Raw genomic sequence first — 18471 nt, forward strand, 5'->3', positions numbered from 1 at the left:
ATTAAATAGACTCGAAAAACGCTGATTGAAACACCCGAACATCGTCCACACGGCACTCCCGTCTCAATTTTGGAATGCTAAACGAATTTGAGAACCGCTATATGTGAGGTGTCCATACTCCCGGTCGAAAGGATGTTCGAGGCATGACCGGACGCGACGGGACGACGGGCGATGGATTGACGCGAAAACTCGGGCTTCTCGACTGCGTTCTGTTGAGCGTCGGCGGTATGGTCGGGTCGGCCATCTTCGTCTTTCCCGGTTCCACAGGTCGGTTGGCGGGTCCCGCTTCGACGCTCGCGTGGGTCGTGGCCGGACTGTTGATGATGCTCATCGCGCTCTGCTACACGGAACTCGCGCTCGCGTTTCCGAAGGCGGGCGGCCCCGCCGTCTTCCCGGCCGAGACGTTCGGCCGGAACCGGACCGTCCGACTGTTCGCCAGTTACCTCGAAGGGATTTGTTACTGCATCGGCATGGTGTTCAGCATCACGATTTCGGCGCTCGCAATCGCCCAGTATCTCGGTATCGCGTACCCGCGCGCACAAGGGTACGTCGTCCCCATCGCTCTCGTGGCCATCGCGCTGAGTTTCCTCGTCAACCTCGTCGGCGTGACGAACACGAGTCGCACGAACCTCGTCCTCTCCGCGGTGTTGCTCACGATACTGCTCGTGTTCGTCGCGGGGGCCGTCACTCGCTTCGAACCGACCAACTACGACCCCTTTTTCACGAGCGGACCCACGAAGTTCTTCGCCGCGGTGCAATTAGCGCTCACGGGGTACGGCGCGTGGACCGCGATTCCATCCGTCGTCGAAGAGGTGAAACAGCCAGCAAAAACGGTTCCGCGAGCGATTTTGCTCTCGCTTCTCGTCACGACGGTCGTCTACACCGGCGTCGTCGTCGCACTGCACGGCGTCGTCGCGCCGTCCGCGTTCGTCGCCGAAAACCCCGTCACGACGGTGCCTCTCGGCGTGGCGGCGGCGAAACTCGGCTTCCCGATACTCCGACAGTACCTCCTCCCGCTCGCGGCCATCGTCGCCATCTTCACTACGATGCTCGTCGGAACGATGAGCGCGAGTCGCGTCGTCTTCGCCCTCGGACGAAACGGAACCCTCCCGTCGACGTTCGCGGCCGTCCACTCGCGGTTTCAGGTTCCGTGGGTGGGATTGGTCGCGGTCAGTCTGGTCGCGGCGGCGCTGACCACGTTCCCGAATTACTTCTACGAACTCCTCGTCATCGCGTCGGTGGTCGGAACCGGCCTGCCGTACGCCCTCAACATCGTCTCGTTCGTCGGACTGCGATACTACCGCACCGACGTGACGCCGCCGTTTCGTGCGCCCGGCGGTTACGCCCTCGCCGCCGTTGCACTGGTCGCACTGAGCGTTTCGATGGTCGGCTTGGGTTCGACGGAAATCGTCTGGTCCGTCGGAAGCCTCCTCCTCATGTGCGGGTACTTCGTCGTTCGGTATCTCATGCGTCCGGACGTGTTCCATGTGCGTGACTCGGCGACGACGTGGGAGTGACGGTAGCGTTCATTCGAAGCACGATTCTCCGTCACTCCCACGTCGTGACCGTTCCCGGAACGACGGTCCCGACGTGGACGCGGTCGAAAGGAGGTGGCGGAAATTCCTCCTCGTCAGACGACCGGCGGCGCGGTCGCGTAATTTCCGCGTCGATTACAGTTCGTTGTTTTCCGGTCGCCACCTAATTAGACATCCGTTGCTAACCTACGCTTACTGGTCCGAATATATTAGGAAAGAGGGCTCTACAACAGGGAAAAGACAAATCTGTTACCATAAAATAACTTTAACACCCTCCTGTGAGTGGCGGGAAACGATGTCTGGAATCAAAAATTCACCAGAGATTCCCCAATCAGTCCCGAAGCTAGAAGCCGAACTCATCCGCGATGCGTACGAGATGACTCGGCAGGGCCGTCGTGGGGACGACGGTATCGACACCGGGACATCTCTCGACCTCTCCGATACGGACCGGCGGGATTTGCGACGACGACTCGTAGACAGCGGCGTCTCGAAGGAAACGTTGATGACACTCGGTTTCGACGCGGGCGGCAAATAACTTCGATTTCTTTGCGGTTCGTTCCCCTTCTTCCGATTCCGTCGAGGTGAGAACTGGAACGAGAACGACCGGGAACGGAATCGTTTCGCCCGACAGTCGCTATCGAATAGCGACGGTCACTCCATGCTCCACTGAACGAGCCGTTTCGACCCGGATTCGGTGTACGATAGCGCGACCATCACGCCGAGCGATGTGGTTGAATCCTTCGGCACTTCGAAGGGAACGGTGACCGATGACGTGTCGCCGGAGTTCACCGACGACGAGACGTACTCGTCCCACTTCTTCGTTGCCGCGTCGGCCATCGCGTACTCGTCGTCGTTCGCCCGTATCGTCGCCGTCGAATCCTCCGGGAGCGACTGGGACGACTCCCCGGAGTTCTTCGCCTCGAACGTGAGGAGAACGTACGTCTTACCGTCATCCGGTTTCGATGTCGTTCCGCCGTGTTCGTAGGAGTCGGACGTGTCGGCCGACGTGACGGCGACTTCGAGTCCGTCGGAGATGGTCGCGTACTCGCCGTATGTGACCGTTCTCGTCCCCGCAGTCGTCGTTCCGGATGATTCCGTCGTGGTTTCGGAGGATTCGGTGGTCGTCTCGCCCGACGTTTCGGACGTGGTTGTTTCCGCCGTCTCGCCCGTCGATGATTGACTCGTCGTCTCACCAGCACTGGTCGACGTCGAACTGGAGTCCGTTCCAGTAGTCGTCGAACCGGTATCGTCTCCGTTGGAGTTGCAACCGGCGAGGAAGAGCGTGGTCGTCGTTCCAACACCGGCGACAAACGTGCGGCGTTTCATACCCGCCGGTTGCAACTCGGGATATATCTTACTATTGGCCAATATTATACTAAATTCTAAAATAGTTAATACAATATATAGAATAATATTAATTATTCCGGCGTGGCCGGTTATCAGGCCGTGGACAGGACGACTTCGTCCGTGGCCGTTTCCCCTTTGTCGTCGGTAACTTGGAGCATGACTCGGTACTTGCCACAGTCGGAGAGCGACAGTTCGACCGATTCGCCGCTCTTTTCGAACGAGCCGTCTCCGTCGATGTCCCACATGTATTCCGCGATGTCACCGTCGCCGTCCTTCGAGGCGGATGCGTCTAGAGTAACCGTGTCGCCCCGTTCGAGCGAACCGTCGGTCGTGTTCTCCGGGCTCGTTTGAATGCGTGCGACCGGTGGCTCGTTTTTCTCCTCGCCTCCGTCGTCGCCGTTATCGTTTCCGCCGTCGTTTCCGTCCTCGCCATCATTTCCGTCGTCTCCGCCGCTTCCACCGTTGTCGGGCGAGGTGAGCACCTCTTCTTCGACGAGTTGCTGGACGATTTTCGTGTGCCACTGAACCCGCTTTTCGAGGTCCGTCTCTTTGGACGTGGCCTCCACGAGGAATGCGACGGCGTCGGTGTCGCGTGCCACCTTGTGCGTGAGAAGTCCCGACGGTTCGTTCGAGGTGGAAGAAAACGGGTCGACCCCGAACTCGTAGCCGTCCCGGGAGACGTAGTTCTCGTTGACGTAGGAAACGGCCGCTTTGGCGTCGTCGGTGGCCGTCTCGTCCCACGAGGAGAAGATGGTCTGTCCGACGCCGCCGACCATGTCCCCGTCGTAGATGCCGACCGATTCGTGGAGGTCGATGACCGCCGCCGGTTCGTACCGCTCCACGACGTCCCAGATGGCGCGCGCGAGTTCCGTCTCGGGTTCCTCGCCGGTTGGGAACTGGCGATTCAGATCGACGCCGCCCGAGGCGATGCGTGAGTCCTCCTCGACGGCCGCCGCGTTGGCCTTCGGAATCGTCACCAGCGTTCCGCGCTCGATGTCCCACTCGGCGACGTCTCCGGCGGCCTCGTAGCCGCCGTTTTCGTTACCGTGCATTCCACCGACGACCATCACGGTCGGCCCGGACTCCTCGGCGGAGGTGACGAACACCATCGTCTCCTGGTCGGTTCCGCTCCGAATCGTGAACGAATCGCGCGATACGGTCGTTTCGCTTTCGCCACTCGTCGCCGTTACGCCGAGTCCGAGCAATCCCGCACAGCCGGCCGCCGTCAGAAACGTTCGTCGTGTTGCAGTCATTACTTCCCAGTCGAGGGTCGTAGCGGGGGTTTATTGATTTTTGGTCCGTTTTCAAAAATATGTGGGTGATACGAATAATTATCCAATTATATCTGGGAATATATGCTAATTTCCAATATATATCAGTGCGCCCCGGGGAATGACACCGTTTGGGAAGGATTGGGAAGTCCGCGCGGTCGAATCGACCGGTTTGCAGCGACCCGAACGGTTATCCCCCGTTCACACCCCGTTTTCGCATGCACGTTTCGTTCGAGGACCTCGAAACGCTGGTGGAAGCGCCGGGTGCGCCCGGGAACGAATACGCCGTCGCGGACCGATTCGCCGACCTGATAGAACCGCACGTGGACGGCGTTTCGTTCGACGCGATGGGGAACGTCGTCGCCACGAGCGAGGGCAGCGACTTCGAAATCATGCTCGCTGCCCACACCGACGAACTCGGATTCCTCGTCGAGGACGTGGACGACGACGGCTTTCTCACCTTCCACATGCTCGGCGGGCACTACAAGGGGAACCTGTCGGGACAGCGCGTTCGCGTCGGCCCGGACGGCGTTCTCGGCGTCATCGGCCCGCGCTGTCGTCACTTCATGAGCGACGACGAAAAGGATGCCCTGCCGGAATCCCTCCGTATCGATATCGGTGCGACGTCACCCGAAGAGGCGGCCGATATGAACGTCGAACCGGGCGATTACGCGATATGGGACTACGGTGTCTCCCGACTCGGAAACGACCGTATCACCGGACGGGCATTGGACGACCGCATCGCGTTAGCCATCCTTCTCGCACTCGCCCGCGAGGAGGACGTGGACGCGACGGTCCACTACGTCGCAACGGTCCAGGAGGAAGTCGGCCTCCGCGGTGCGCGGACGGCGGGCTATTCGTTGGACCCGGACGTCGGTATCGCGCTCGAAATCTTCCCCGTGGACGACTACCCCGCCGGACGGGACGACGGCGTGAGCGCGACGGTGGACGGCGGTCCGGTGGTCGAGTTCGGAGACGGGACCTCCGAATACTTCTTCGGCGGCGTCATCGTGGACCGTCAAACGCGGACGTGGCTCGGCGATGCGGCGGACGCGGTGGACGTGGACCTGCAACACGACGTGATGTTGACCGGGTCGACCGACGCGACCGAACTCCAACAGGTCCGCGGTGGCCGCCACGCGGGTGCCATCGCGGTTCCGTGTCGGTACACGCACTCCCCGGTCGAGACCCTCTCGATGCGGGACGCGAACGAAACGGCCGACGTGCTGTTGTCCGCACTGCGATGCGAGTTTCCGAATCGGGACGAAATCCGTCGGCCGCGATAGGCCCGCAGTCGTCACGAGACCGCGGTACGCCCGGACGGTACAACTTGGATGAGGCGATAGCCATGGCCCCCACGCCACGGCCCGCGAGGCCGAAGTGGAAGAAAATCAGCGGAAACGCCGTCGATCCGTCACTGACCTGATACCGTCGGGTCCTCTATCTCCGCCGAGAGGGAGAGAAACAGTTCGAACAACGGGTCACTCCGATACCGGACGGAATCACTTCGAACGTCGTACTCGACGAGTCCGACGTCTTCCAGCATCGGAAGCGTCGTATGGTACAACCGTGTCACTGCACGGTCCCGATTCTCGTATTCCGTGTCCACCGCGACAACCCGCTCGGCGAGGGAATCGATCGTAGATTCACCGTTCGAAGACGCTTCGAGATGGTACAAAACGGTCCGACGATACTCGTTCGACAACACGTCACACACCGTATCCACTGTAAGTTCCGAGCAGATGGCTTCGTCTATCATGTCCACGACTCACTGGCTCAAATGAGCCACGAGTACCGTTACGTTCGCCATCAAAGAAGATGAAGCCTTACCAGTCAAGCAGTTCTGTCTCGTCGACATTCGTGAAGAGCTGTTCGAACACCGTCTTGTAGGCCTTACGGAGGTGTTCGTGAAACGCCTGCTTCGAAATCCCCATTCCGTCCGCCAGTTCCACGCCGGAACACGTGCGTGGTTGCTCGAAGTAGCCGCCGAAGTAGGCCATCTGCAGGGCGGTCAACTGACGTGCCGTCAGGTGTTCCTCGATGACATGATGGTCGGTACTGGCAGTGATGACCTGGCGTGTCGAGACGAGTTTCAAGTCCGGACAGATATTCCGAACGGCCTCCTCGATTTCGAGCGCATCGACAGCGGGTGGAAACTCGGCGACGATTCGAAGTTCTCGTCCGTCGTAAGTGGCGGATTTCGCGTTCCCCTCTAACTCGCCAAACTTCGAGAAGAGCGACTGGGAGGTGCTGTAGGCCTCGATTCTGTGCGTGCCATCGACCGTACTCATCAACTGGGTGTTGAAGATAGTCGGAGAGTTCATCACCGTCTCCAGCAACTCTTCCGCGCTTGTCCCCGTTATAGACCAGTACTGAATGTGACTCCCATCGGGAAGGGGGACTACGGAATCGAGTTCGGCCGTGACGGGGTCGTCCGGAATACCGTGAAAGGGTTCTGTGAGTTCCGCGGAGCGAAACTCCATATCGATGCGCGGTTTCTCGCTGCTGAATCCGCTTTCGGCCGTCGCGTTCGACCCCGCGCTCGTCGTCCACCAGAGTCGGTACTCGTCACCGATAACTCTCGTTTGCAACCGCCCACCATCCGCCAGCGCTCGTAGTTGCGCCAGAGCGGTTTCGTCGTCACAGTCCAGTTTTGATGCTATCTCGCTCGTCGTCAACGGAGTACGAGGGCCGTCGGTGCAAGAGAACAGTTCCAGAAGTTCGCCACGAGTTGGTCCTTCCATGAGATTTCGATATCTGACCTTCCGTTAATTAAAATCTAAACGACAAGTAAATAGTCAAGGAGGTGTTCCAAATCAAATGATATTTTATCTATTATAGATGGATTCAGGAGTGTGAACACGGTAGCAATTAGTAGCTATTGCAAATTACTATGTATTACGATATGAGCAATGGATATCAGTAAAACGACGAACGGTTTACGCGACCGGGTACGTTGGAAGAGTGGAAGATACCGGTCAGATATCTGATGTCTACGCCGCGACGGAATCGTCGCGTTCCGTCTCGGCAGTCTCGGCATACGGGTCGAAGCCGCCCGCGCACCCATTCCACGGCGTCAACACAGTCCGTGATTTCGTCCATGGGAGGTGTTCGCAGGGGCCCTAAAATCGGTCCGACAGGCGCACGGATTTCTCCGAACCAAACGTACATCAAACGGGACACCAATCGTGAACCCTACCACGTAAAATGACAACACTACCCACGACAATCGTCGGCGATGCGTACACGAGTTCACGACACTGGGACCTCCTCTGTGACCTCGTCGACCTCGACAATCGGATGGCCGGACAGGACGGGGAAGCCGAAGGTGCCGAACTGGTGAAGGAAGCGTTCGAAGCGAACGGCCTCCGTGATGCGACCGTCACGGAGTTCGGCATCCCCGGTTGGTGGCGCGATTCGAGCGGACTGACCGTGGAACACGACCGCACGCACGAGTTCGACGCTCAGCACGAGACCGTGGCCCTTCCCGGAACTCCGAGCGGCGACGTGGAGGCCGAACTGGTCGACGTCGGCTACGGCCGCCTCCAAGATTTCGAAGAAGCGGACATCGAGGGGAAACTCGTCATGGCGTCGAGCATGACCCCGGACGACTACGGGCGCTGGATTCACCGCGCGGAGAAGTACGGGGCGGCGGCCCGCGGCGGCGCGGTCGGGTTCCTCTTCCGCAATCACTTGGACGGAAATCTCCCGCCGACCGGAAGCATCGGGAAGAAGGACGGTCCCGGCGATATTCCCGCCGTCGGCGTCTCGAAGGAGGTCGGCGACCGTCTCGTCAGGTACTGCGGTAGCGGCGAGACGACGGCCCGACTCACCGTCGACTGCCGAAACGAACCGACGAACTCCCGCAACATCGAAGCCGTCGTCGGCCCCGACACGGACGAAGAGGTACTCGTCACCGCGCACGTCGACGCTCACGACGTCGGTGAAGGCGCGAACGACAACGGCGTCGGCACGGTACTCGTCGCCGAAATAGGTCGGCTACTGGTCGAGGTGGAAGACGCCCTCGAAATCCGGGTTCGCTGTCTCGTCTTCGGTGCCGAGGAGGTCGGCCTGTTCGGCGCGTACCACTGGGCGGAAACACACGACATGGACGCCGTCAAGTGCATCTTCAACATGGACGGAGCGGGCTACTCACGCACCGCCGACGTGTATACGCACGGGTTCGACCCGATGGGCGAAGCGTTCGCGGAAGTCCGAAGCGAACTCGACGTGCCGGTCGAGATACACGACGGAATCCGCCCGCACAGCGACCACTGGCCGTTCGTCCAGAAGGGCGTCGCGGGCATGCAGGGGCGGTCCATCGCGGGCGAAAGCGGGCGCGGATGGGGCCACACGCACGGCGACACGTTGGACAAACTCGACGTCCGTGACCTCCGTGACCTCGCCGTCGTGTTCACCGCCGGCGTGTGCAAACTCGCGGAGGCGGACCGGGAAATCCCGCACAAATCCGTCGCGGAAGTCCGCGATGCGACGGTCGAACAGGGGTTCGAGACGGGAATGCGAAACTCCGGAACGTGGCCGTTCGACGGTGAAACGGCGGACGCGGAACCGGCCCCGGAGGCGGACCGATGACGGTCCGACTCGACTACGAACCGTACGACCTCGGGGGTATGACGTGGGAGGACGCCGAGGAGGAGATTCCCGACGCCGATTTCGTCGTCCTTCCGACCGGCAGCGTCGAACAACACTCCCTCCACCTCCCGGTGACGGTGGATACGCTCCGTGCCGAATCCCTCTCGCGGGAACTCGTCGAGGCGGCACCGGACCACGACCTGTCGATGGTTCGACTGCCGACCCTCCCCTACGGCTACTCCGAACATCACATGAACTACGCCGGAACCGTCACGCTGTCGAGCGACACCTACCAACGCGTCATCGTGGAAATCGGCGAATCCATCGCGGAACACGGTGCCGAGCGACTCGCCGTCGTCAACTGCCACGGAGGGAACAACGCGCCGCTCACGCTCGCCGCGGACCGGATTCAGCGCGACCACGGCGTCAAAACGTCGCTCGTCCACTGGACGGATTTCGCACGCGACCGGTTGCGAGAGCGGTTCGGCGAGGAGTGGGGCCACGCGGGAGACCACGAGACGAGCGTCATCGAACTGTTCTATCCCGACCTCGTGAAGACCGAGAAGAAGGAACCGCAGGTCCGAAAGGCGCGGTTCGAGGCGCGCAAGTACACCTACTTCGACGACATCACCGAACAGGGTGGACGCGGCGACCCCACGCAGTCAGACCCCGAGTTCCTCGAAGAAGTCGTCGCCGAGACGACCGAAACCATCCTTTCGACACTGAAATCGGACATCGAACAGGAGTAACGGTTCGTTCGAGTGGGTCGTGGACCGTCCACGACGACCGACTCGACGCGATTATTGGTTCAGTTGGTCGTCCAACCCCCACTCCTCGGCCCGCCGTTCGGCCTCCGCTCTCGCCCGCTCCCGAATGGCCGCAATCTTCTCCTCGTCTTCGAGGAACGCTTCCACGGCGCTGGTCGGGGACGTGTCCGGTTCGGTAGTCGGTCGGTCCGGCACGCGGTCCCGCGTTTTCGCGGCCAACTGCGGGTCGCCGGCTAGTCGTTCGGCCGGCATTCCGGGCGGAATCGCTCGCTCGTCCTGTTCGTGAGCCGTTTCGTGTTCGTCCGGGGAGTACCGATACAGTTCGACGCTGTACGGTCCGGGGGTGGCGAGGTCCGCCACCGCTTCGGGACCGCCGCGACCGGTTCCGGTGTGGTGGGCCGCCACGGGAACGCCGTCTTCGAGGGTCAACACGCCGTATCCGTCCCCGTCGAGGAGGAGCGAATCCTGCGGTCTGAACACTGCTCGGCCGGTGAGACCACGCTCTAATGCGGTCGCCAGCGCCGTCGCGGGGTCGCTGACGACGCGGGAGCGAACGAGTTCGCCGTGGGGTGTGGTCATGGTGTGTCTGGAATGACGGCGCTCCGAAAGCGTTCTGCAACGCGTTCCGACCCGCCGGTCCGAACGTCGAGGGCCGCCGCGGCGTCGTGGTAGGCGCGCGCTGCCGCGCTTTCGGGCGCGTGTGCGAGGAGCGGTTCCCCCGCTCGCCGCGCCGCCCGCGCCGCGTCGTCGTCGGGAACCGCAGCGAGCGTCGGCCCGTCGAAGTAGCGCTCGCACCTGTCCGCTATCGGGCGGACGTCCTCGTCGTCGCGGACTTTGTTGAACAGCACGCCCGCGGTTCCCGTCCCGTAGGAACGAGCATACTCCTGGACTTTCAGGCCGTCGCTGAGCGACGGAATCGTCGGTTGGAGGACGACGACGATTCTGTCGGCGAGGACGATGGGAAGAACTGCGCTCTTGCTGCCGAGGGTAGCAGGTGAATCGAGCAGAAGGATGTCCGTATCCGCCGCCAGCGTCGCGACGACGTCCTGTAATCTGTCGGGATCGGCGCGTTCGAACGCCGCGAGGCTGGTTCCGCAGGGAACGACGCGCATCCCGAATCGTTCGTAGACGGCCTCCTCGACCGACGCCTCACGGTCGCCGATGAGCAAGTCGTGGAGCGTCGTCTCCACGTCGGTCAGTCCCGTGTGAAAGAGAAGGTTCGCCATGCCAGTATCGGCATCGACGACGGTCACGTCGTACTCCTCGGCCAGCGCCATTCCAAGGGAGAGCGTGCTCGTGGTCTTGCCGGTGCCACCTTTCCCGCTCGCGACCGCAAACGCCTCGACCATCGTCCTAGACTCCGGTCGTCATCAGTTAAAAATACATGCACTTCGTCGCCGGAGAAAGGAGGAACGCCGTTGTGCTGCTGGTAAAAACGAGGGGCCACGTCGATTCGGGGAAAACCGACGTCCGAAACCGTCAGAGGAGACCAGACGAGAGTGAAACCGGGCAGGCGTGGTGAAGTGGTCCGACGGGCCGACAGTGGTCGGATGCGTGTCCAGGCAGTCGGCGATTCGTTCGTGTCTCACGCATCCAGTCGAAATTACAACACATGTTATCTAAAAAATTTTCTGTTTGTCAACGCAGGTTTTAATTGTACTGGTTTTCAACCTCATTCCGATATCGACATGAGACAAACATGTGCGTGCATACCATCCCCTCCAAGCCGAATAGCACTACTTCGCCGCTCGCGCAGGTGTTCACCGCTCCCGCGCGGATGAAGTTCTTCGCGGTACTCCCGGTGGCGGGGCGAACGGTGGACCGTAACTAGTCCGACGTGAACAGGTTCGATTCGTCGCTCCAGTGTAGTTCCCCATCGATTTCTATCGGTAGTTGCCGCGTCGAGCAGACCGCACGCAACTGTTCGGTAGACAGCACCAGCCTCGTCAGGGGTGCAGAGGCGAGATATCGCAGCGGTGACCATACGTGGTTGAGGTTAACGTGCGAACCGAAACCGAACAGGTCCGTCGGATACGCGTTCACTTCGACGTCGAACCGGTCGCCGTCGATTCGTTCGATGCTGATATGCCGGGGAATACCTCGCTCGCTTTGGACCAGCGACAACCCGCCATCGCCCAAAATAGTGTACTGATAGCCGTGCATCGAATGTCGCTGTGCGATGGACAGCGCGGCCCGAAGCGGGAAACCACAGTTCAGAAGCCGTGCCAACGTCCGTCCGAGTTCCGCCGCCATCGGATTTCCGACCGGCGAGAGCGTCACGACGCCCCCACGACTTCCTTTGGCGATGAGTTCGCGCCCTTGTTCGTAGGATTGACACGCGTTCAGGAGGAACGCGGAGACATCGACCTCCGAAATCGACTTCGCGTCGAGCGACCCGTCCGCACACAGGATACCCGAATCGTCGACGTGGCCGATGTAGTGGACGAAATCCGCCGGTCTCGCTAACAGGTCGGCGAGTTCCTCACGCGACAGATCGTAGTGTGCCGTTACGTCGAAGTCGAGGAGGTCACGCAGTCCGTACAGTTTCCGAACGGCGTTTTCCTCCTCCATTCGTTCGTCGTTGCAGACCACGTGGATGTCGATGGTGTCGCCGGACGGACGACGGTCGATACGCTGACGAAGCGCGCTCACGTCCAGTTTGTTGACCGTGAGCGGATATCCCGGTCCCGCCCACGCCTGCTCGATGACGTTCGACATCGGGTCCACCTGAAACATGTCCTGTTCGTCCAGGTCATCCCATCCGCTCACACCGCGGGCCAACACCTCCGACGACGGCGAGCGAAAGAACTCGGTCTGTGCGTCCGACATCGGTTTGACCGCCTTCGGCGTCGGCGTATCGGGAATGCGAACGAGTGCGAGGTCCTTCGCGAGAAACGGGGCGTACTCGACGTTTTCGACCGTCGGCGTGAGGTCGACGCCCAATCGCCAGTTCGGGATGTGCGGTTCGAGCGTCCGAAACGGAACCGAGAGGTACGCCGCGAGGCGCTCTGCGAGCGGCGTCTCGTAGAGGTCCGCGAAGTCGAGTTCGACGAGGGGTTCCACCGTCTCGCGTTCGTGGAGTTCGACTTTGTAGTACCCCTCCGTTCTGACGAGGCAGTCGAGGAAGAACACCTGTCTGAGGGTTCGATTGACCGTTTCGACGTAGCCACCGGAACCCGTGAGCGACCGCTCTACCGACCCGGCAACGAGACGCGGGTCGTTCCCCGGAACGACCGATGCCCCGAGATAGTACGCGAGCGAAACGACCGGATACACGTACTCTCGGTCGGGTGGAACCAGTATTTCCACGTCGGTTTCGGGTGGGTCGAGACCGTTCGGGGCGGCGAACTCGTCGCCGCGTTCGACCAGTGGCGGATGGCCGCGGAGCGTGGGAAACGACCGCTCCGGGGAGAGCGTCTTCAGCGCCGACCCGAACCGTGAGACGGCACGCATGGCGTCCCGCACGTCGTCCGTGACGGTTATCGTCCCCGCCGGTCGGTCGTGAAAGGACCGCGCTCCGACGTGAACAGTCGTCTCCCCGTCGAACGAAAATCGAACGGTGTCGTCCCGGTGTTCGAGGGTCAGACGGCCGTCGACGAGAAAGTAGAGCTTCATCGGCGTCGTGCTGAGTTCGACGAGATAGGCGTCCGAATCGAGGGTCCGGTCGCGTTCGTCCGAGGTTTCGACCAACATCCTCCCGTTCCGTCGACGAACCGTTACGGGCACGGCTTTCGGGATTTCGAGCGTCGGCGTCTCGATTTCGACGGCGGCATCGACCGGAAAATAGAACTGCGACGTACCGACCGGCGTCGGATGAACGGCCTCGCCGGTGAACAACGCGAACCTGACGTTCTCTATGGCGTCGTAAACGTCGAGTCCGTCACGCTCCGCGTGTCGCCGAAACTCCATGGTATCTGTAATCTCGTCGCTTATGATAATTCTACCCAGTGTGTCGTCTCATCGATGTTCGGCACGTGCCAGCGTTGTTCGGCCCGTCCCGGCCGCTTTCTCAGTTCGATACGGGCATCGAACAACGGCGATAGTTCCGCGACCATCGGGTCGTCGTCCGGGACGCGAAGGTGATAATGTGCCATTCCACGGACGCCGCGAACGATGGCGGTGAGTCCGCGCAGGAACTGTCCCACCGAAACGAGGTCGTCGTTTATCTCCAACATCTCTATCGAATCGAGTCCGAGACGCAGTTCGGCGGGCGCAAACCCGTCGTTTAGCTCCTCGTGTGAACTGATAGCGGAGACTACCTCCGAGCGAAACGTCTGGCGGTCGATGGTCAGTTGTTCGATACTCGACTGACTCGACGTCAGTCCGCGGTCCTCAGGTCGTCGGTCGACCACTCGTGTCTGTGGATTTTTGGTGGAGTCCGGGAGATACGATTCCGCCGCGGGTGTCGACGGGTCCACGAGTCCGAGGACGCGTGTCCTCTCTCCCTGTCCGAAAAGCGTCCGACTGAACTCGGCACTGGTCATTTCTGGAACCTCGCCCGTTACGAGGAGGTTGCTACCGCTGGTCTTCAGACCGGAAAGCCACTCCACGAACGTCACGTCACGGACGGCGGAGTCCTCGCCCGACTCACTTCGAAACCTGAGGCGAGAAGTCATTGGGAAGGCGAACGACAGTGGCTGGAATAAAGTTTCTGGAGACTTTCCGTTCTGACGACAAACAGGTACTTTTCGGTTCATTTTCGGCGAACCGTATAAGTCGCTCGCGGGGGCTTTTGAGGGCTGCTTTCTAGTGGTCGTTCCGAGACCGAATCCAAAGACGTATCAAAAATTATATTTTATCCGCGGATGATGTTGGACTCCAAGTCGCGGGGGAAGTAAGTCAGCGTCTCGGTGCCGTTTTCGGTGATGGCGACGGTGTCCGAGTGGCGATAGCCGTACGTGTCGGTGTAGAGACCGGGTTCGATGGTGTAGACGTGGCCGGGTTCCATCTCGGCGTCGCCCTCCTCGACGTGGTCCGACCAGCCGTGGTCGATGTACGGCGGTTCGTGGCCGCCCATGCCGATGTTGTGGCCGACGTGGTGGCGCGCGAGGTCGGAAACACCCTGTTCCTCGTAATAGTCGGACACGAGTTCGTCGACGTATGACAGCGAGACCCCCGGACCGAGCGCGTCGATGGCGATGGTCTGGGATTCGAGCATCAACTCGAAGTAGTGTTCCTGTTCGTCCGTCGGGTCGCCGACGAACATCGTCCGCTCCAGTTCGGAGTGATAGCCGTCGACGTTCGCGGCGGCACCCGTGATGAGGACGTCGCCCTCTTCGATTCGACGGTTTGCGGTATGGCCGTGGGGAAGCGCGGTCTGCGGGCCGGTGATGTAGCCCGCGAAGGCCGGGCCGCTCCCGCGTGTACGTGGTACGTACTGGTCCCCGAGCGTGTCGAGCATGGCGCGGGAAGCGTCCGTCGACGCCCGTTGGCTGGCAGTGGCCGGATGGACACCGGGTTCGGTGTAGTCGGCGAGGTATCGGTGGGCGAGGTTGCCCCACCGCGCGGATTCGCGGATGAGGTCGATTTCGGCGTCGGACTTCGCCCATCGCATCCGGGTCACCCAGTCCTGCGTTTCGACGTCGACGAACTCCGAGAGCGCGGGCCCGGTGTAGCCCATCACGCCGGGTGCGCCGTCGGCGTCCGCCACGACGGAATCGACGCCGAGTTCCGAGAGCATCTCGACGGCCACCGCAATCGGCTTACCGCCGGGGTAGTCGAAGTAGTGGTGAACCGCGTCGATTCGGGGATTCGACTGCACGCGCTCGACTTCGAGGCGCGGCACGGTGATTTCGATTCGGTCGTCCGTGACGGCGAGGACGACGGGTCGCTCGGTCTGGATGTGGTCGAAACCGGTGAGATATTCGATGCTCGTCGCGCCGAACCAGACGCCGGCGTCCGCGCCGCGGTCGCGAATATCCTCGCGGACGGCGTCGAGACGCGTTTCGAACTCGGAATCGGGAAGCCGTGTCGACATGCTATGTGGTTCACAAGTACGGAGTAAAAGCGTTGACCTGCCGGAAAGCCGTCCCAAATTCGAACGAAGAGTCGAAACGCCTCGTTTCCATCCCGGTACCGCCCGCCTAATCGCGTTTCGGGGGGTATGCTTTACTGGTCGGATGGTGTGGATGTGTCGAATGATTCCGTCCGACCTCGCGGTCCAAGCCGGGTCGGCGATACCGAGACAGACGGTGCCGACAATCGCTGGAGCGACCGACACGACGACGGTGTTTCTCCGACTCCAGACCACGGTACTGGCGGGACTCGCGCTCACGGTTGTCGCGTGGCTGGCGCTCGTATTGGTCGTCGTTCACGGCCGCTACGTTACCGAGTCCGTCGCCGCGGGCGAGTACAGGAAGGGGCCGTTCGCGGAACGGCGGTCAGAGGAGGACCCCGACGCTACCGACGAAGGAAAGCGAGGAGGAGACACGGAATGAGCGACGGCAGTTCGCCGTTCGGCGAGACGGAGGAAGTCGAGGGGGCGGACTTCGCCCGCGAACTCTCGCTGTTCGATATCGTCGTCATCGGCATCGGCGCGATGGTCGGCGGGAGCATCTTCGTGCTGACGGGGTTGGCCGCGGGGGAGTCCGGTCCGGCGCTCGTACTGGCGTTCGCGCTCAACGGCTTCATCACCATCTTCACCGGAATGGTGTACGCCGAACTCGGAAGCGCCTTCCCGGAACCCGGCGGGGGTTATCTCTGGGTTCGAACCGCGTTGGGGCGCTCACAGGCGTTCATCTCGGGGTGGATGAGTTGGTTCGCCCACGCCGTCGCGGGGTCGTTGTACATCCTCAGCTTCGGGTCGTTCCTGACGCTCATCATCACGGAATACTTCGGCGTTGCGACGTTCGGTCTCTCGCCGCTCGACCTGCAGAAACTGTTCGCGGCCTTCGCGGCCGCCGTCTTCACGTACGTCAACTATCGCGGTGCCAAGGAGACCAGTCGGGCGGAGAACGTCGTCACGGTACTCCAGTTGGCCGTGCTGTTCGTCTTCATCGCCTCGGGAATCGCGGCGCTTGTCGGACAACCCAACCCGACCGTGAACTACGAACCGTTCTTCCCGAACGGCGTTGGCGGCGTCTTTCTGGCAATGGGGCTGACGTTCATCGCCTTCGAGGGCTACGAAATCATCGTCCAGTCGGGACGTGAGGTCGTCAACCCACGCGAAAACATCCCGAAAGCGGTCTTCTACTCGATGCTGGTGGTCGTAACCATCTACATCCTCGTCGGGGCAGTGCTGCTCGGCGCGGTACGGATTACGCCGGAACTCATCGAAACGGCGCGACAGACGAATAGCATCGGCGGGAGTACGGTGCAGACTCTCCCACCGAATCCCGCGCTGTGGCAGGTGCTCGGTCACCTCGGCGAGTTCGGACTCGCACAGGCCGCCGGACAGTTGCTTCCCTACGGGACGCTCGTCGTCCTCCTCACCGGAATCCTCTCCGCGCTCGCGGCGCTCAACGCGACGACGTTTTCGAGTTCCCGCGTCGGCTACGCGATGGGAAACGACCACGTGTTTCCCGATATGTTCAGCCGAATCCATCCCGACCACCATACGCCGCACGTCTCCGTCCTCCTCTCCGGCGCTCTCATCACGGTCATGGCCGTCACGCTGCCGCTCGCACAGGTCGCGGCGGCGACTGACCTGATGTTCCTGCTCCTCTTCTTGCAGGTGAACTACTCGATGATACGGCTCCGACGCGAATACGGCGACGAACTCGATTACGGCTACGTCTCGCCGTACTTCCCCGTCGTTCCCATCGTCGGCATCCTCACAAAACTCTTTCTCGCCGTCTACTTCTTCAACTACAGTCCCCTCGCGTGGTACATCGCGGGAGGGTGGATTCTCGCCGGATTCGGCGTCTTCTTCCTCTACTCTCGCGGTCGGATTCGAGAGACGGAAATCGCCCGTGAAATCCGCGTCGTTTCGGAGGAGCGCTACCCCACGGAGCGCCCGAACCGGGTACTGGTTCCGATAGCGAACCCCGAAAGCGCAAAACCCCTCGTCGAATTGGGGTGTGCCATCGCGCGGCGAAACGACGGGGAGGTCGTGCTGACGAGCATCGTGACCGTTCCCGTCCAGACGCCGCTCGAAGACGGACAGCGGTTCATCGGCGACCAGCGCGAGATGTTGGCCGACGCGATGCAGTACGCGCCCGACGACGTTCCCGTCCACCGAACCGTGACGCTCGGGCGTAGCGTCGGACGGAGTATTACGAACGTCGCACGCCAACGGGACGCGGACCTCGTCTTACTCGGGTGGCGCGGGAGGCGGAAACGGACGCGGGAGAACGTCCTCGGGTCCACTCTGGATTACGTCGTCGAAAACCCGCCGTGCGACGTGGTGGTGGCAAAGGTGGCCTCGGACGACGAACCCGAGGAGATACTGGTTCCCGTAGCGAAGGGGCCACATTCGGCGTTCGCGACCGATATCGCAGCAGCATTTGCGGACGCATGGGACGCGGACGTGACGCTGCTGCACGTCTTGGAACCCGACGGGAACGGGTCGGAGGACGTGATGACCGAACGCCAGCGCGAACTCGTCGGGGAGGGCTTCGACGTTTCGACGGTAATAGTGTCCGACGGAGACGTCGCTCGGTCGATACTCACGTACGCCGACGAGGAAGGAATCGACACGATAGTTGTTGGCGCGGCCCGCGAGGGAATTCTCCGTCGGGTCGTGTTCGGCGACATCCCGGAACGCGTCGGCGAACGGTTCGGAGGACGCACGGTAATGGTCAAGAAACACTCCCCCGCACGTTCCACGATTCGACGGTGGGCCGGGAAGTGGGTCGGGAAGAGAAAGGAGTAAACGTCGAAAATCGGGTTTATAGACATCCGATCCGGTTAATCTGTGCCGTGGGTACCAACCGTATTACAGCGATAATAGTCCGCGATGATATGACTCACGAGAGTCACATGTGTGCGAAATCAGATTACCCGAGGTAATCACTGCGA

17 protein-coding genes are annotated in these 18471 nt (G+C 61.4%); 7 read left to right on the top strand and 10 right to left on the bottom strand.

Going from position 1 to position 18471, the window contains the following annotated elements; genetic code table 11:
• Positions 1-143 precede the first annotated feature (143 nt).
• Positions 144-1517, top strand: coding sequence for an APC family permease (locus AC1XDK_RS08285; protein ID WP_483349355.1), 1374 nt, complete (start codon positions 144-146; stop codon positions 1515-1517).
• A 31-nt stretch (positions 1518-1548) separates the two neighbouring features.
• Here AC1XDK_RS08285 and AC1XDK_RS08290 read toward each other — a convergent pair whose 3' ends face one another.
• Positions 1549-1698, bottom strand: coding sequence for a hypothetical protein (locus AC1XDK_RS08290; protein WP_483349356.1), 150 nt, complete (start codon positions 1696-1698; stop codon positions 1549-1551).
• A gap of 132 nt (positions 1699-1830) precedes the next feature.
• On the opposite strand from AC1XDK_RS08290, the gene AC1XDK_RS08295 reads away from it, so the two are divergent.
• Complete coding sequence (locus AC1XDK_RS08295) at positions 1831-2070, top strand: hypothetical protein (protein ID WP_483349358.1); 240 nt, start codon at positions 1831-1833, stop codon at positions 2068-2070.
• Between the two features lie 116 nt (positions 2071-2186).
• Here the strand turns inward: AC1XDK_RS08295 and AC1XDK_RS08300 are convergent, their stop codons facing one another.
• On the bottom strand, positions 2187-2861 hold the full coding sequence (locus tag AC1XDK_RS08300) for a DUF4352 domain-containing protein (protein ID WP_483349359.1): 675 nt from the start codon (positions 2859-2861) through the stop codon (positions 2187-2189).
• A gap of 113 nt (positions 2862-2974) precedes the next feature.
• Complete coding sequence (locus AC1XDK_RS08305) at positions 2975-4135, bottom strand: PKD domain-containing protein (RefSeq protein ID WP_483349360.1); 1161 nt, start codon at positions 4133-4135, stop codon at positions 2975-2977.
• A gap of 236 nt (positions 4136-4371) precedes the next feature.
• On the opposite strand from AC1XDK_RS08305, the gene AC1XDK_RS08310 reads away from it, so the two are divergent.
• Positions 4372-5439 (top strand): M42 family metallopeptidase, encoded by a 1068-nt coding sequence (locus AC1XDK_RS08310; protein WP_483349362.1) that lies wholly within the window; start codon positions 4372-4374, stop codon positions 5437-5439.
• Between the two features lie 128 nt (positions 5440-5567).
• Here the strand turns inward: AC1XDK_RS08310 and AC1XDK_RS08315 are convergent, their stop codons facing one another.
• The gene (locus AC1XDK_RS08315; protein WP_483349363.1) at positions 5568-5912 is read right to left on the bottom strand and encodes a DUF7344 domain-containing protein; all 345 of its coding nucleotides are present in this window, start codon (positions 5910-5912) and stop codon (positions 5568-5570) included.
• 67 nt (positions 5913-5979) lie between these two features.
• Positions 5980-6897, bottom strand: coding sequence for a helix-turn-helix domain-containing protein (locus tag AC1XDK_RS08320; RefSeq protein ID WP_483349364.1), 918 nt, complete (start codon positions 6895-6897; stop codon positions 5980-5982).
• Positions 6898-7360: 463 nt separating this feature from the next.
• Here AC1XDK_RS08320 and AC1XDK_RS08325 point away from each other — a divergent pair, with 463 nt between their 5' ends.
• Complete coding sequence (locus AC1XDK_RS08325) at positions 7361-8746, top strand: M28 family peptidase (RefSeq protein WP_483349366.1); 1386 nt, start codon at positions 7361-7363, stop codon at positions 8744-8746.
• Positions 8743-9495 carry a creatininase family protein gene (locus AC1XDK_RS08330; RefSeq protein ID WP_483349367.1) on the top strand — a complete coding sequence of 251 codons (753 nt, stop codon included), beginning with the start codon at positions 8743-8745 and terminating at the stop codon, positions 9493-9495. Before AC1XDK_RS08325 ends, AC1XDK_RS08330 begins: the two co-directional genes overlap by 4 nt.
• A 51-nt stretch (positions 9496-9546) precedes the next feature.
• Here AC1XDK_RS08330 and AC1XDK_RS08335 read toward each other — a convergent pair whose 3' ends face one another.
• The 5 genes from AC1XDK_RS08335 to AC1XDK_RS08355 form a co-directional block, all read right to left on the bottom strand.
• Positions 9547-10092 (bottom strand): DUF8054 family protein, encoded by a 546-nt coding sequence (locus AC1XDK_RS08335; RefSeq protein ID WP_483349368.1) that lies wholly within the window; start codon positions 10090-10092, stop codon positions 9547-9549.
• The gene (locus tag AC1XDK_RS08340) at positions 10089-10862 is read right to left on the bottom strand and encodes a nucleotide-binding protein (protein ID WP_483349369.1); all 774 of its coding nucleotides are present in this window, start codon (positions 10860-10862) and stop codon (positions 10089-10091) included. Before AC1XDK_RS08340 ends, AC1XDK_RS08335 begins: the two co-directional genes overlap by 4 nt.
• Before the next feature lie 478 nt (positions 10863-11340).
• Positions 11341-13422: a CHAT domain-containing protein gene (locus AC1XDK_RS08345; protein ID WP_483349370.1), complete on the bottom strand. Its 2082-nt coding sequence runs from the start codon at positions 13420-13422 to the stop codon at positions 11341-11343.
• Between the two features lie 20 nt (positions 13423-13442).
• A complete protein-coding gene (locus AC1XDK_RS08350) occupies positions 13443-14129 on the bottom strand; it encodes a DUF7504 family protein (protein WP_483349371.1) in 687 nt (228 codons plus the stop codon).
• A 179-nt stretch (positions 14130-14308) separates the two neighbouring features.
• The gene (locus tag AC1XDK_RS08355; RefSeq protein WP_483349372.1) at positions 14309-15490 is read right to left on the bottom strand and encodes a M24 family metallopeptidase; all 1182 of its coding nucleotides are present in this window, start codon (positions 15488-15490) and stop codon (positions 14309-14311) included.
• Positions 15491-15650: 160 nt separating this feature from the next.
• Here AC1XDK_RS08355 and AC1XDK_RS08360 point away from each other — a divergent pair, with 160 nt between their 5' ends.
• Positions 15651-15950: a hypothetical protein gene (locus AC1XDK_RS08360; protein ID WP_483349373.1), complete on the top strand. Its 300-nt coding sequence runs from the start codon at positions 15651-15653 to the stop codon at positions 15948-15950.
• Positions 15947-18325 (top strand): amino acid permease, encoded by a 2379-nt coding sequence (locus tag AC1XDK_RS08365; protein WP_483349374.1) that lies wholly within the window; start codon positions 15947-15949, stop codon positions 18323-18325. The genes AC1XDK_RS08360 and AC1XDK_RS08365 overlap by 4 nt, the downstream gene beginning before the upstream one ends.
• The last annotated feature ends 146 nt before the right edge of the window (positions 18326-18471 follow it).

Source organism: Haladaptatus sp. HS23 (assembly GCF_056892285.1).